The 15,450-nt window shown below is 35.8% G+C and carries 12 protein-coding genes; all 12 read right to left on the bottom strand.

Going from position 1 to position 15,450, the window contains the following annotated elements:
* Nucleotides 1-248: 248 nt before the first annotated feature.
* Complete coding sequence (locus DEX24_RS17060) at nucleotides 249-401, bottom strand: hypothetical protein (protein WP_170112796.1); 153 nt, start codon at nucleotides 399-401, stop codon at nucleotides 249-251.
* A gap of 268 nt (nucleotides 402-669) precedes the next feature.
* Nucleotides 670-1,506 carry an ABC transporter permease gene (locus DEX24_RS00180; protein ID WP_109304377.1) on the bottom strand — a complete coding sequence of 279 codons (837 nt, stop codon included), beginning with the start codon at nucleotides 1,504-1,506 and terminating at the stop codon, nucleotides 670-672.
* Nucleotides 1,490-2,434 (bottom strand): ABC transporter ATP-binding protein, encoded by a 945-nt coding sequence (locus tag DEX24_RS00175; RefSeq protein WP_109304376.1) that lies wholly within the window; start codon nucleotides 2,432-2,434, stop codon nucleotides 1,490-1,492. The genes DEX24_RS00180 and DEX24_RS00175 overlap by 17 nt, the downstream gene beginning before the upstream one ends.
* Nucleotides 2,431-4,749, bottom strand: coding sequence for a hypothetical protein (locus tag DEX24_RS00170; RefSeq protein ID WP_109304375.1), 2,319 nt, complete (start codon nucleotides 4,747-4,749; stop codon nucleotides 2,431-2,433). Before DEX24_RS00170 ends, DEX24_RS00175 begins: the two co-directional genes overlap by 4 nt.
* 219 nt (nucleotides 4,750-4,968) lie before the next feature.
* Entirely contained in the window at nucleotides 4,969-6,090 is a 1,122-nt protein-coding gene (locus tag DEX24_RS00165) for an N-acetyldiaminopimelate deacetylase (protein ID WP_109304658.1), read from the bottom strand.
* Nucleotides 6,091-6,102: 12 nt separating this feature from the next.
* Nucleotides 6,103-6,816: a 2,3,4,5-tetrahydropyridine-2,6-dicarboxylate N-acetyltransferase gene (dapD, locus tag DEX24_RS00160; RefSeq protein ID WP_109304374.1), complete on the bottom strand. Its 714-nt coding sequence runs from the start codon at nucleotides 6,814-6,816 to the stop codon at nucleotides 6,103-6,105.
* A 60-nt stretch (nucleotides 6,817-6,876) separates the two neighbouring features.
* Nucleotides 6,877-7,773, bottom strand: coding sequence for a transcriptional regulator CcpC (ccpC, locus tag DEX24_RS00155; protein ID WP_109304373.1), 897 nt, complete (start codon nucleotides 7,771-7,773; stop codon nucleotides 6,877-6,879).
* Nucleotides 7,774-7,843: 70 nt separating this feature from the next.
* Nucleotides 7,844-8,287 carry a cyclic-di-AMP-binding protein CbpB gene (gene cbpB, locus DEX24_RS00150; protein WP_109304372.1) on the bottom strand — a complete coding sequence of 148 codons (444 nt, stop codon included), beginning with the start codon at nucleotides 8,285-8,287 and terminating at the stop codon, nucleotides 7,844-7,846.
* 148 nt (nucleotides 8,288-8,435) lie between these two features.
* A complete protein-coding gene (gene fadH / locus DEX24_RS00145; RefSeq protein ID WP_109304371.1) occupies nucleotides 8,436-9,206 on the bottom strand; it encodes a 2,4-dienoyl-CoA reductase in 771 nt (256 codons plus the stop codon).
* Nucleotides 9,207-9,592: 386 nt separating this feature from the next.
* Nucleotides 9,593-11,599 (bottom strand): GGDEF domain-containing phosphodiesterase, encoded by a 2,007-nt coding sequence (locus DEX24_RS00140; RefSeq protein WP_109304370.1) that lies wholly within the window; start codon nucleotides 11,597-11,599, stop codon nucleotides 9,593-9,595.
* Between the two features lie 101 nt (nucleotides 11,600-11,700).
* Entirely contained in the window at nucleotides 11,701-13,806 is a 2,106-nt protein-coding gene (locus DEX24_RS00135; RefSeq protein WP_109304369.1) for an RNA degradosome polyphosphate kinase, read from the bottom strand.
* Nucleotides 13,807-13,818: 12 nt separating this feature from the next.
* Nucleotides 13,819-15,351 carry a Ppx/GppA family phosphatase gene (locus DEX24_RS00130; protein WP_109304368.1) on the bottom strand — a complete coding sequence of 511 codons (1,533 nt, stop codon included), beginning with the start codon at nucleotides 15,349-15,351 and terminating at the stop codon, nucleotides 13,819-13,821.
* Nucleotides 15,352-15,450: the final 99 nt, after the last annotated feature.

Here is a 15,450-nt window from a genome sequence, read left to right as displayed (position 1 = left end):
TATTCATCTATTTAGTAGCTTACTTCAATACCTAAGCTTTAGTGTCGAACTTTTTTAAAGGTTCGACGTCAACCTAGTGGGGTGGTGTGATTTGGATTTTTCAAATCATGCCACTTTTTCTATTTGTTCATTTCGGACGAATGCTTTCCTCTGCCAAAAGCTCTGAGGTCTCATCACCCGGGCAGGAATCCTCATCCTTTACTGCACAACTCATTCACCCTAAATGCCAAGCCATTTCTTGTGCCTTCCTATTCAATCAAATCTTCTCTCAAAAATGCGCACAGCACTTTAGACACTTTATTTAACCAAGATGGACAAATAGGCATTTGCTTAGGTAGTGCTATATAACATGTAATGGCATCACTTATTTTCTCCATCTTTGTGATGATTACATCTTTCAATCTGATGAATATCCTATTAAAATGCATGACGCACAACTAACATTTCATTCCTTTTTTCTCAGAAATTAAAGTATAAATGAATCAGTGGCGCTGTGCTTGTTTGCGTTACATACCACAAGCTCGCGGAAAGCATCGAGCAGAGGTAGTATTATTTGAAAACCTCAACAAATAGGATAGAACCTTTTAAAATTGCAAAAAAATGAGAAATCGCAAAATTCCTACGATTTCTCATTTTCATGTTCAACTATTTATTCTTATTATACTTCATTTATTTTGTCATTTTCACACGTATTTTTGCTGTTGCAATCGCTAAGCTTACGATGGTTATAATCGTATAAATGATTAAATAACTAGCCCAAGTAGGCCAATTGATATTCGTGACCTCCTTTACGAGATCTGTATTGGAAGGATAGATAATCGTTGCCATTAAAACAATTGGATTCATCGATAACCAAAAATGAACGAATGGCTTATTATTTTCAATAAGGGTACCTGATATTTCAGAGTAACTAAATGCTACAAAAGCAAAAAATGCACTGAATACAGTTAAAAACAACATGACTCCATAAGTTGAAATCATTGAAATAACTGTTTTACGTAACAGTGTCGAAAATAAAATCCCCACTGATGCTAGCGTAACCATTGTAATAATCATAAACGTATAAGATAGTAAATATTCCTTTGGAGAGACACCTCCAAAGATGAAAACAATACTTGTAATTGGCAAACCAGCAAAAAGTAGTAATACAATATAGCTAATCGATGACATGAGCTTACCAAAAATGATTTGCCAATTCGTTTGTGCTGTCGTCAATAGTATATTTAATGTTTGTTTTTCTCTTTCACCACTAATCTCGCCTGCCGTTAAACCCGGTGTGATGAAAAGAATAAGCGCCAGCTGAACAAAGGTTAAAATCGTGAATAATATAACATTAATTTCTGGTTTGATAAATCCAGAACCCTCAAAATTAGTTACAATCAAGAAAAAACCAACGACAAAAATTAGTAATGTCAGTAAGTAAAAGAGCAATGCTGAAAAGCTTTTAAAAGAACGAAATCTGAGCTTTAATTCCTTACCTAATACGGGATTATTCAGTCCTCTCATCAAGCTTCCCTCCCTTTGTAATTGCCATAAAGACATCTTCTAAATTCTTTTTGTCCTCCATAAAGCCAATAATGGGTAGATTTGCTCGTAAAGCCTCTAGCAATAATTGTTGTTGTTGCTGTTCTGAACCCGTAAAGTGAACATGTAATTGACCGTTTGCTTGCCGTTCTACACTTAGTTGTTGCTCTTTAAAAAACTGGATTGTTTCTTGATGGTCTACCTCGCTAATCAGCTGAATAATAAGTGTTTTATCAGCAGATAATTGCTGTTGTATACTAGCAATATTACCACTTGCAATCAATTTCCCATTATCTAATACGCCAATTTCATCACAAATTTCTGCTAATTCAGGTAAAATATGTGATGAAATAATAATTGTTTTACCCATTTTTTTTAAAGAAATAAGGACATCTCGAAGTTCTACACGCGCTCTTGGATCCAATCCTGATGCTGGTTCATCCAATATGAGCACTTCAGGATCATGCATGAGTGTACGCGCTAAGCATAGTCGCTGTTTCATCCCTCTCGATAAATCATCGACATAGTCATAACGTTTATCGATTAAATTGACAAGATTAAGGACAACCGGAATTTGTTTGGCAATCTCTGCTTGTGTCATTTGATAGCTCGTACCAAAGAAATTCAAATATTCATTGGCTTTTAATTGATCGTAGACACCAAAGAAGTCTGGCATATAGCCAATTTTTTTACGTACCTCATGCGACTCATTCACAATGCTTTTTCCAGCGATGACAACATCCCCAGATGTCGGTTGTAATAAAGTAGCAATCATATTAAAAGTTGTTGTTTTCCCCGCACCATTCGCTCCAACAAAGCCATACACAGTCCCCTTGTCAATCGTTAATGAAAGATTATCCACTGCTTTGAAACTGCCGTATAATTTTGTAAGATTGTTTATTTCTATCATTTATTCGCAGCTCCCTTCAGTTGAATCATTGGTTTTTTCATTGTCGGATCCACAATATCTTCACGCTTCAATTTGAATAAAATCTCTCCTGCAGGCGTCATATAGTTGTCGATATTATGTTTAATGGTTGTCTGTTTATCATCGATTTTTTCATAGCTATTATCTCGCTGATTATAAATAGATAAACTGGTATTTGGTTGTGGATTAAAACGTAAATGCAACTCTTGCCAAGTAATATTTTGTGCGCTTATATTCCTCGCTAATTTATAGCTAATCGTATACGAACCATTATCGACAACCCAACCGGTCTGAACGTCCGTAATATCCGCATAACCTTCATCCGTCAAACTACGAATATCAATCTCAAAATTGCCATCTTGTAATGTGAAGTCGTCATCTAAGACAATGTCCTCTTCAAAACCTTGTACAACAAGATTTTGACTACTTTTTTTCACTTTGAGTTGATCGTATTGTAAGGGAACAACTGATTTTTCCATCCACCCTATAAATAGTGGTGTTCTCGGTCTCACAACACTTGCAATAGCTGAGTTTTCAACCATTTTCTTTTGATATTCTTTTAATTTTTCTTTATCTGTTGGCATTTCTTCATTAAAATCTTCCAATGATTTCGCATTCATTAAAAATTGTTGTTTTACTTTTTTATCGATTTTAATTGTTTCTCCAGCAGCAATATCGCCAATTTTTATTTTAGTATAATCAGACCAAATCGATGCATCGACAATTTTTTCATCTAAATTATTTTTCACTGTTCCTACTAATCTGCCCTTTGTTACATGGACATCAATCGCTAATTTACCAAAATTCGGTTGTTGGAAATTACCGAGAACAGATGTTACACCCCAATAACGAGTATTTAATAGATGTAGTTTATTTTTATCTTCACCTTGTTGCACGATCGCTGATTTTGCAAAATCGCCGATAGAATTATCTGTCATATAACGCGTCATAAAGACATCATTTGGTGCAGTAATTGTAAGATCTCCGGCTTTATTGGATAGTAATGACTGCGCATAAAAAATATCTGTTGTTGTATTACCGATGTTAATAACAGATGCCTGTTGTACTTTTGAAGATGTTAGCCTACCTTTTGAACTTACACCAAAAATAATAATAGCTGTCATAAGCGCTCCAATAGGGATAATCCACCATGCATATTCACGTTTATCTGTTTTCTTTAATACAACATATAATAACGGAGCAATTACTAAAATATATGCTAGTAATATGCTAATTAGTAACCAACTTGACAGATGAAATGCTGGAAAAATAGTCGTTCCCTCTACGAGTTGTGTATACATATCACCGTACATACTCTCATCTTTTTGTTCAATTTGATCCACTAACTGATCCACAATAACTTGACTGCTTTCACTTCCACCTAAATTAGCTTCTGTTAATTCAAATGTTGTTTGTACAATCGCACCATCTCCAAGCTGTTTTTTCGCCATAATCACTTCATTTTTGGCACCCATTGTAATAGTCGCTTTGTCATTTAAAGTAGCTGAATAAATCTTTAAATTACTGCTCGCAGACTTAAAATACTGTTTAGCTATTTGCGTCGTTAATAACTGTGTATTTCCACCTAACTGCAATGGTGCTTTTTCTTGCAATGGTTTTGGTAAAGTGACATTGGAATCGACAAGTAATGTGCCGCCCTTATTTATCCACTGTAATAGATTTTTTTGGTCAGCTGTTGTCCAAGTTGACATTGAATTGTCATGAACAATGAGCATCGAAATTGCATCTAATGCCAAAGCATTGTCAGGCATTTTAAAATGTGTACTATTTTTGTAAACGATTTGTTCATCCGATTTTAGAACACCTAATAGCTTATTTTGTACATTATTTGGCAAACCGATACTCACGATTGCTAATTGACCTTCATTCAGTTTTGGCGTTGGTACTACGCCTTTACCTAAATAGGAAAGCTGTTTGCCATGTTGCCATCCACCTTCAAATAACTTCACTTTGTTTGATCCATCATTCGCATAATACTTATCTAAAATAAGTTCAACTTTTTTCGTTTCACCTTTTTTTAATGAAATTGTTTTTGCTACTGCACTACCCCCGCTAGAATCAAAAGCCGCATTTAATACGACATCTCCTTTAAAAAGTGAGCCGCTATTTGTTAATTCTATTGTTACTGGTAATGCTTTTCCTGTCTTTTGAATGTTTTCGAAACCACTTTGGACATCCACTTCTATTTGAGGAGCTGCTTGCGCTTGAAATTGCAGTGCAAAAAGAATGCTAAAAAAGCTCATAATAAAAAGTGCGAATGTCTGTTTTTTTTTCATCTAATCCCCCGTTTCGCTTACTACTTTACAACGAATTTTTTATAAAAATGTTCCTTTTTACCATTATTAACTATTTACTGTTAGACTTCAATTATTCGTTTTCCCACTGCCTTATATACTTATATTGTATGATTCTTCCATTCCCTTTATTCAAACAACCGAATCCTCCAAAAATCAATATAAAAAAGCGACCATTAAATTTCGGTCGCTTACTATTCACTATTTAAATTGACGTATAAATTGCTCGACAAAATCAATATTTGATAACAATAATTTCTCATCGGGGGAAATTCTACTATGATGTAAACCAAATGCTGTATTGGCACCCGCCCAGAACATAGCACCCGGTATTTCCTTAAGAAAATAACCAAAATCCTCGCCCGTCATCGCTGGCGGACAATTATAACTCACTAGTTCATCGCGAGTCGCTGCGTATTCTAATAAAGCATTTGCACATATAGCATCGTTAAATACTTGATAATACCCCGAACCAAAATCGATGGACAACTCGCAATCAAAGGCAATCTCAGTCGCTGTGCATAACGCTTTGATTTTATCTTTAATAATCATCATTGATTCTGCCGTAACCGTGCGAATTGTACCTTCAAGTCGAGCGTTCTCAGCAATAATATTTTGTACTGTGCCCGAAGTCATTTTGCCAATTGTCACGACGGACCCTTCTAAAGGATTAATCGCTCTGCTAACAATTGTTTGAAGTTGCATAATTAATGATGCTGCTGCAACAGTCATATCTCGTGTTTGATGTGGAAAGGCGGCATGCCCCCCACGCCCTTTCAAATCAATGAATAATTCGGAAGTATTCGCAAAGAGCATACCGGCACGTGTTGCCACTGTTCCTACTGGGTATTCAGGGGCAATATGACAAGCAAACATATAATCTGGCACAAGTAACGGTTCGTTTGCTCTCACCCAAGTTAACATAGGCTCAGCACCACCAGGACCTTCTTCAGCAGGTTGGAAATAGATAATGACAGTATGAATCGGTTGGTTGGTCGTGAAGCGCTCGACGAGACCTAATGCAATTGTCATATGAAAGTCATGACCACATGCATGCATAAAACCTTCATGCTCTGAGGAATAGTCCAATGCTGTTTCCTCAGAAATTTCTAATGCATCCATATCTGTTCGCCAGCCAATTTTATGTAGGGGAGCTGTGCCCTCTATCGTCACGATTATACCCGTACGCCATGTTTTTATATGCATGAATTCGGTTTTTAGCTCTTGGAGTACTGCTAACACATACTGCTGTGTTTTATATTCTTGAAAACCAATTTCAGGAATTTTATGCAAATCTCTACGAATATCAATTAATGATTTCAACATAATCTCTCCTTAAATTTGGCGAAGATCCTGCATAATTTCAGTTTTAGACTTAGTTTTTTCATCGATTTCTTTAATAATTTTTGCTGGTACTCCTGCAGCAACCGTATACGGTGGTACATCTCTCGTAACAACTGCTCCTGCAGCAATAACAGCTCCTTCTCCAACTCGAACACCTTCAAGAATAACAGCATTTGCACCAATCATTACATTGTTTTCGATAATGACTGGATCAGCACTTGGCGGCTCAATTACACCTGCTAAAACTGCACCCGCTCCTACATGACAATCTTCCCCAACTGTCGCACGACCACCTAAAACTGCATTCATATCAATCATTGTTCTCGCGCCTACTTCAGCACCAATATTCAAGACACTTCCCATCATAATAACAGCATGATCACCGATTACTACTTGGTCACGAATAATCACACCTGGTTCGATACGTGCGTTGATTGCTTTCGTATCTAGTAACGGTACAGCAGAGTTACGTCGATCTTGCTCGATAACATAATCTTCAATCTGTGCTGCAAAAGTTGTTAGACATTCTTCAATTTCAGACCATTCGCCAAACACGACAGCGGAGTTGCCCTCTCCAAAAACCTTACTGGATGCACCAAAATTAAGCGATGTAACATCTGTTCCTTTTACGTAAACTTTTACTGGTGTCGCTTTTTTTGCGTTCGATAGATATGAAATAATTTGTTCTGCGTTTAATTTTGTCATGTGACAATTCCTCCTATGAAAAAAAATATGAACTTATCATAACCGAATTTTCAAAAAATATCACTTGTTTTTTGAATAATCATACAAACATTCTGCATGTTTTTGCACAACTCCCACAAATGCCTCCACCTGACGAAGCTCAAAACTCTTATCATAACCAATTAACCAAGTATCGCGCGTTAGTTCGAATTTTTCTTCATCATTCGTTAATGTAATGCGATTAACATCCTCTTCTCCCGTTAAAGTAATCGACGGTAAAATCGCATAGCCAATACCATTCAATGCCATCTGTTTACATGTTTCAATTTGATCAACGGTAATTTGGTGTTTTGGATTCGATGAAAAATGACGCTGCCACCACTGTTGAATTTCTTGATAATAATTCGAATCACTTTTAAATTGGATAAAGGGGCGTTCCGTATCAAATACTTCTTCAATCGATTTTATTTCCTTATCGACTAAATAGAGTGTATCTCTAAATAAATGTTTTTTACGCCCCTTCCAATCTGTATGGCCACGAACAATGCCAATATGTGCCTCACCATCGTATAGTGCCTTGACTATTTCTGATGACCATCCTGTAATAAGGGATATTTTAGCATCCGGATATTGTGTGACAAAATCCTTCAATACTTGTGGAAGCCATGTATGACCAACGATTGAAGCACAAGCTATTTTCAGCGTACCATGAACTTTTGAATTGAGACCTTGTAGCTGCTCAAAAATTTCTTCACGTCGAGTCATCATCTCATTGGCATAACCGATAATTATTTCTCCAGCAGGGGTTGCCGTTAATCCTTTTTGTGAACGTAAAAAAAGCTGGCTATTCCAATCCTTTTCAATAGATTGCAAGCGTTGTGATAAAGCTGGCTGCGATAAAAATAAACGCTCTGCTGCCTTTCTCATATTACGCTCTTCTGCTAAAATTTTTATAATTTCTGCTTCTGACGTCGTCATGTCAGCACCTCCTGTTTCTTAACAAAATAAATGGAAGACCTTTAATGAAGGCCTTCCGCAAATTTTTATATTACGCTTTAGTTTGATAAACATGCTTTTTTAACTGCTTTAATATAACGCGTCTCGTCATGATGCCAACGAACATACCTTCATCATCCACGACGCATAAAAATGCATGGTTAATGACTAGATCAAGCGCTCGTTTGAAGCTATCATTGATATTAAGCGTAGCGATGTTTTGATCCATTATTTCTGTGACAATCGAATCTTCTAATTTTTCATACTCAATTCTTTCAAGTCCTAATATAGAATCCATTATCATACGAATGCTAATTAATCCGTGAAAATGATACCCTGAATCAAGCACAGGTATAGATGAATAACCTGTTTTTGTTAGCACGAGCAATGCGTGCTCTGCGTTATTCCCTAGCTGTACATGCGCGACTTTCTCCGCCGGGATGATAAAGTCATGTATGGGCATATCAAGCAACTCTTTGCTGTTCATGGAAATCATAGAATTCTACTCCTTTTCTCTTTAAAAAATAGAGCATCTCAATGATTTTATCATACCATAAAACAGAAAGAAATTACTATGCAAAACATCTAACTTTATTAATTAAAATGTATTTTTATACTAAAAACTAACTATTTATTCGTATTTTTTAAAATGGATTCGGATTCAACCATTGCCCACCATCTAATGTGACGCATTCACCATTCATATAAGTAGCTTTATCGGATAACATAAATGCAGCTAAATCAGCAATTTCTTCAGGTTTACCTAGGCGTTTTAGCGGTACGGATTTTAATGTGCGCTGCGCAGCTTCATCTGATATCCACAACTTATCTGCTCCCCCTGTTCTTTCGATTGGACCTGGTGCAATTGCATTCAAACGTATACCATATTCACTGCCCCATTCAACTGCTAGCGTTCTGGTTAGCGATAAAACACCTGCTTTAGCCGCAGCAGAATGGACAACACCTGCACCCGCTTGCCAAGCGTATGTAGCGACCATATTGACGATTGCGCCTTGAATTTTATGTTCAATCCAATATTTTGCAACAGCTTGTGAACAGTAAAATGTACCATTTAATACGATATCAATAACTGACTTCCAGCCATTTGGAGAAAGTTCTTCTGCCTTGACGATAAAGTTCCCTGCCGCATTATTCACCAAACTTGTCACCGTTCCAAATTCAGCAACTGTAAAATTCACCATGGCATCCACATGTTCTGTATTGCGTACATCCATTTGGAAAATAGCAACTTTACCGACAGCTGTTTTTTCTATTTCAGTTTTGGCAGATATCAAACGTTCTTGATCGCGCCCTGTAATTACGACATTCGCACCATTCGCCGCAAAATTCATCGCCATATATTTTCCCATGCCGCTTGAACCACCTGTAATAATGACTACTTTATCCTTCAACATATTTTTTCCTCCTCTTGAAATGAATAACCATTCATTTATTATGTATATCTTACCATATCAAGCAATGGCACACCAAATGATAAAATACATTTAAATAGAATATATGAAACAACGAGTAGAAAATTTAAACTGTTATCCCTGATTAAAATTCGTATGAGATAGAATAAAAAGGGTTCTACGCTAGCCTAAATCCTTTTGTTTTACATTGAACTTCCTCTAAAAAGTGATTTAATAGCTAAAAGGGAGGCGAATCAACATTTTCACCTGGCCACCATTTCTCCGTGTATAAATCGCTTACCTCGAGTAAGAGTCGTGTTGTTTGAACCCTCAACAAATAAGAAAGAACAAAAAACAGTAACCAACGAGATACCACTGGTTACTGCTTTTTAATTTATATATTTTTTCTCAATTTCATCCATCGCTATAGGCCTACTAAAAAGAAACCCCTGTGCTTTTTCACATTTTTCGGCTTGGAGTATCATTACATGCTCTACACGCTCCACACCTTCAGCAATAACAGTCATCCCTAGGCTATGTGCGAGATGAATAATTGTTTTTGCAATAGCTTGATTGCGTAAATCTCGATCCATTTCGGTTATAAATGATTGATCAATTTTAATAATATCGATTGGATAGCTTTTAATATAGCTAAGAGAGGAATAACCTGTCCCAAAATCATCGATGGAAATGATAATTTTCATTCGCTTCAAGTCTGTCAGTATTTTGAGCGTTTGTTCTACATCTGTCATCGAACTTTCTGTTATTTCCAACTCTAGCATCGATGGATTAAATGGATATTTTTGTAAAATTTGCTCCATTTTTTGAACAAAGTGTAACTCTTTAAACTGACGCGGAGAAATATTTACAGCAATACGTAAATGATTCCACTCTTTTTCACTCCATACTTCCAGCTTTTTAGCTACTTCTTCAAGCACCCAATCTCCAATTCCAACTATTAGACCTGATTCTTCTGCTATTGGAATAAATTGACCAGGAGATACTGCTCCAAAATGAGGATTATTCCATCTTAAAAGCGCCTCAAAAGACTCTACTTTCCCAGTTTTCAAATCAATTTGTGGTTGGAACTGTAACGTTAACTCATCTTTTTCGATTGCACGCCTCAAATGACCTTCCATTAAGGCGTTATTACGATATTTATTGGCCATCTTTTCTTCATAATAAATATGATTTTTTTCTCCAGACAATCGCACAAAGTAAATAGCTTGAACAGTCTGATGAATCATTGTTTCTAACGAAATAGGATGATTAGCTTGTATAGCTATACCAATAGAATAATCACAATCTATATCAACCGAAGAAGTCAAAAACGGTTTAGAAAAAATTTCAGCTACTAAATTCACAACCATTTCAATTTCACCTTTAGTCGTATTTGACAGCAAGAAAATAAATTCATCACCGTTTAAGCGATATAAAAAACGTGTATCTGTTTCAATTTTTTTTAAACGATTTGCTAATGCCATCAAAATTTCATCGCCTGCAACAGTACCATAGCTTTCATTGATGCGCTTGAAACGATTAATATCGACGAGCATTAAAGCGATAGAATGCTCTTGTTCTTGAGAGATCAAACTTTCTTCTAGATAATGCTCTTGTAATGCTAATTTATTCCATACACCTGTAAGTTGATCATGATAACTTAGATAATGCAAATTCAAATCTTCTTCATGATCTTCTTTAATATTACGCCAAATACATTGAATTTCAACGATTTCTGCTTCCACAATTACTGGAATCATCTTCATAATAATATCAATTTTTTTACCATGGACATCTATTATTTGGCAGTTGAAAAATTGCAGGGCTTCTTTTTTTAATTGTATGTCCTCCAAAACCCCTTCAATCGTTTGTTCATCTGTAAAGTGTATGATTTTTTTTACATTCTGGCCCTCTATACTTTGCTGTCTGTAACCGAGTGTGCCAGTTGTCGCCTTATTGCTATATAAGATGTCACCGTATTGTGAAATACCAATAATCGGATCAAGATTATGTTTTGATAATGGGCTCATACCTGCGTTCTCAGTCGTATAAATAATCGTCATATATAAGTTTCCAATTTTCTCTAGTAAGGTCATCGTGACTTTACCGTGAATTGTCGTATCCAAAAGCTTCTCTTGATAATGGATGCCCATATGTTTTTGCTCTTCGTAGGCTCGCATAATAATATGCCATACCGAATCATCAAAGTAGTCTTTAGCATACTCTGTTGATGAGGTCATGCAACCAAATTGTTCATATGCTGCTTTACTGGCAGAATGAATGATAAAATCATCTTCCACTTTCTCCATCAGAAAAAAGAGAAAGCCATCACTCACTAAATTTATTTTTTGCAATACATTTTTCCATTGTTGGGTATCTAGCGGTGAACTATACATAGTTGGCCTCCTTTTGCTGGTTTGTCACCTTTAGAAACGAGAAAATTTGATAAAAAAACATTACCTCACTAGTGAGGTAATGCCTTTTAACCCTACAGTTTTCATTCTTCATCATGCAATACACGATTTGCCTCTTTCGCAAGTATATCTTGACTACTGATACGTTTTTCGCCTTCAGCAACTTCTTTATAATGATAAGAACCCTCAGCATCGCTGACACGTGCTTTCACATTATCAGCTAACTCAAGTTTGATTATAGACATAATTCTTTTTTTAATTGTCGTATCCAATATTGGAAATAATATTTCCACTCGTTTAATCATATTACGCGTCATCATATCAGCTGAAGACAGGAATATCTTATTTTCACCATTATGGTGGAAGCAATATATTCTCGAATGCTCTAAAAATCGTCCGACGATACTAATTACTTCGATATTATCACTTATACCCTCTACACCCGGTCTTAAACAGCATATACCACGGATGATTAACTTGATTTTAACGCCGGCAATAGATGCTTCAAATAATTTCATTATAAGATCTTTATCTGTTAATGAATTCATTTTGGCATAAATTGCACCATTCCCATTCCGTTTATGATGTTCAATTTCTGCATCAATGAGCATAATAAATTCTTCTCGAATATCAAATGGCGATACAACTAAATGATGATAATTTGGCTTTTGTGTATAACCACTTAAATAATTAAAGAAGTTTGTTGCATCAATACCAATTTTCTTTTTAGTTGTAATAATGCCCATATCAGTATAAATTTTTGCAGTAGCATCATTGTAGTTACCTGTCCCTAAATGAACGAATCGCTCAATGCGACCATTGCGCTTGCGCACAACTAGCGTAATCTTTGAATGCGTTTTTAAATTATGCATCCCATAAATAACAAGACAGCCTGCTTGTTCAAGTTCCTTTGCCCAAATCACATTATTTTCTTCATCAAAACGAGCTTTTAACTCGACTAACACCGTTACTTGTTTGCCATTTTCAGCAGCATATTTTAATGCTTTAATAACTGGCGAATTACCGCTAACACGATAGAGTGTTTGTTTAATAGCTAAAACTGACGGATCTTTGGCTGCCTCTGTTACAAACTCAACAATTGGCGCAAAAGATTCATAGGGATGATGGAAAAAAATATCTTGTTTCAACGCTTTTTCAAAGATCTTTTCGTCAGAACGTAAATCTCTTGGCGGTTGTGGTATAAAACTCTCATACTGGAGATCTTCTCTCAACTCCCCAACTATCTTACAAAAACTAAAAAGAAATGTTAAATCGAGTGGTCCTGCAATATTGAATAACTGTGCATCCCAGTCGTCTATTTCCTGCATTAAGAAATTTAGAACATGCTCATCCATTTCACCTTTACGTACTTCTACGCGTGATGCTGCGCCCCATTTACGTTTTTTTAATTCTTTTTCAATTTCTGAAAGTAAATCTCGAGCACCTTCTTCATGTATTGTTAAATCAGCATTTCTTGTCATTCTAAAAGATTGCACCGATTCAACTTTAAAACCTTTAAATAATTCATCAATATAACTCGTAATAATATCCTCTATTAAAACACCAACAACGATCCCTTCATCAGAGGGAATCTTAATGAAGCGTTCTAACACTGCTGGCACTTGTACAATTGCTACTTTTTGGCGGTCTTTTTTATTTTTTGTCTTATCTTCAAGCATGACGAGTAAATTATGTGTTTTACTCAAGAGTGTTGGGAATGGACGGTACGCATCGACAGCAATCGGTGTTAACACCGGGAAGATAATTTCATCAAAATACTCCTTCACATAGGTCAGCTGCTCCTTCGTTAATTCCGACACTTTAAGAATATGAACATTTTCTTTTGGCAATAATTTCGTAGTAAGCTGGTGGTAAACCTCCATTTGACGCTTCACTAAAGCTGTTGCTTTTTCTTCAATATAAAGTAGCTGCTCTTTTGGTGTATAGCCTGATTTATTTTCCGGTTTGCTGAATCCAGCACGTACTAAATCTTGTAATCCGGCAACGCGAACCATAAAAAATTCGTCTAAATTCGAACTAAAAATAGCGATGAAACGCAGCCTTTCTAATAATGGATTGTTGGCATCTTCGGCCTCTTGTAATACTCGCTCATTAAATGCTAACCAACTGAGCTCCCGGTTATTATAATAAGCTGGCAAGGTGATTTCCTTGTATTGATCTTCACTCATTTTTATCCTCCTCTACACGAAATGGACGGATATATCTAATTTCAGTACCCGTTCAAAATGTTTTTTTTGTCTGTTTACTTGATATTCTTCCGCTAATGGATTCCCTTTGCAATTAACGTTCATATGCAGAACTTCTGCTTCTTCATCAATGTCTACCTCTATGTTTGTAACAATTCCTCGCTTCGAAGCATCTAGGGCATAGACAATTTTTAATAAAGCACCTAATTTTAATAATTGCTGCACTTCATCTTTGGAGAACCAACTTTCAAATGGCTGTAAAAATGATAAAAATTCTTCTTTATTTTTATAAGATGCCAGCAGGGCTAAACGAACACGCTCTTTATGATTCAAACCATTAATTGAACGGTTCGATAGCAAATAAAAGGTATGTTGACTTGCAGCATCTTGTTCCAAATATTCACCAATTGAAAATACTTTTGCCCCTTGTTTTAAAATAGACATTTCTTCTTCTGAGAAGGTCCATAATCCATTTGAACAAAGTTTTTCATACAATAATTCTGCCAATTTTGCATGATGAACAATTTGTTGTTCCGATTTACCAAACTCAGAAGCTAAATATTTTGCACCCGTAAGGAATACATCATACTTATTAAAAGCATCCGGGTAATCTAATAATATACTGGACATTACTAGACCTTCACGTAACCCCTTACGACTAAATTGGAATTTGGGGCTGCCAACACGATTCATCAATGCACGAAATACCTCTGCAACGGGTCCAATAATATCCGCACGATCGCTAGATAAACCATCCAATTTTTTCAATTCGGAATAACTTAATGACGTTAGTTCACTGTTAATTTCGATAAAGTCCTGCTTGGACATACGGTACTGGTGGACACCTGTTAGTGGATATTTTTTGCGGCTCTGATCCATTTTCGCCATATTTCGTGCACTACCACCAATGCCGACAACCGGTATATCCAAATTCTCTAACCAAGGAATGGCTGCAAACTGTTCGATAGCAAACGTGTATATGTGATTTCGTTCTTTATGTGTCATCGTATTATCTTTCATAAACTGATGTTTTAAAGAGACAGAGCCAAAAGGCAAGCTAATTGATTGTTGTAATTCCTTATTTTTAAAATAAGTAATTTCTGTACTCCCGCCCCCCATATCAATCGTTACTGCCGATTGAGTAGAAGTTGTATGAACAACTGCAAAATACCCGAAATAAGCCTCTTCTTCTTCAGATAATAACTCGATACGAATACCGGTAGTTTCCAACATTCTATCAATAATTTCGTGACCATTTTTTGATTGTCGAATTGAAGCTGTTGCCACTGCCCGTAATGAATCTACATGATAATCTTCTATCATTTCTTTAAAGGAAATAAGCAAATTCTCAAGTATTTCAATACCTTTTATATCCATGATGCCATCATCATTTATATAATTACGTAATCGTGCAACTGCTTTAATATTTCCTACTTCTTTTAAACCGCTTATTGTTGAATATTGATAAATCACTAAACGAATAGTATTTGATCCGATATCTATGATTGCTAGTTTATTATTTGTCATTCACAGCACATCCTTTATTTTTTCATTAACTCTATATACAACATAATAATATCTTGGTATGATAATTAATATTTATAAAATTGAATGGTCTGAATTTTC

Source organism: Kurthia sibirica, assembly GCF_003143975.1.
In the GTDB taxonomy this organism is placed as follows: domain Bacteria; phylum Bacillota; class Bacilli; order Bacillales_A; family Planococcaceae; genus Kurthia; species Kurthia sibirica.
This window is presented reverse-complemented; position numbering and strand designations above follow the sequence as displayed.

Bases quoted from the DNA above. Each gene is read 5' to 3' on its own strand.
- DEX24_RS00130 (WP_109304368.1), bottom strand. From the start codon at position 15,351: ATGACAAATAATAAACTAGCAATCATAGATATCGGATCAAATACTATT.
- dapD (WP_109304374.1), bottom strand. From the start codon at position 6,816: ATGACAAAATTAAACGCAGAACAAATTATTTCATATCTATCGAACGCA.
- ccpC (WP_109304373.1), bottom strand. From the start codon at position 7,773: ATGACGACGTCAGAAGCAGAAATTATAAAAATTTTAGCAGAAGAGCGT.
- cbpB (WP_109304372.1), bottom strand. From the start codon at position 8,287: ATGATTTCCATGAACAGCAAAGAGTTGCTTGATATGCCCATACATGAC.
- DEX24_RS00170 (WP_109304375.1), bottom strand. From the start codon at position 4,749: ATGAAAAAAAAACAGACATTCGCACTTTTTATTATGAGCTTTTTTAGC.
- DEX24_RS00180 (WP_109304377.1), bottom strand. From the start codon at position 1,506: ATGAGAGGACTGAATAATCCCGTATTAGGTAAGGAATTAAAGCTCAGA.
- DEX24_RS00135 (WP_109304369.1), bottom strand. From the start codon at position 13,806: ATGAGTGAAGATCAATACAAGGAAATCACCTTGCCAGCTTATTATAAT.
- fadH (WP_109304371.1), bottom strand. From the start codon at position 9,206: ATGTTGAAGGATAAAGTAGTCATTATTACAGGTGGTTCAAGCGGCATG.
- DEX24_RS00175 (WP_109304376.1), bottom strand. From the start codon at position 2,434: ATGATAGAAATAAACAATCTTACAAAATTATACGGCAGTTTCAAAGCA.
- DEX24_RS00140 (WP_109304370.1), bottom strand. From the start codon at position 11,599: ATGTATAGTTCACCGCTAGATACCCAACAATGGAAAAATGTATTGCAA.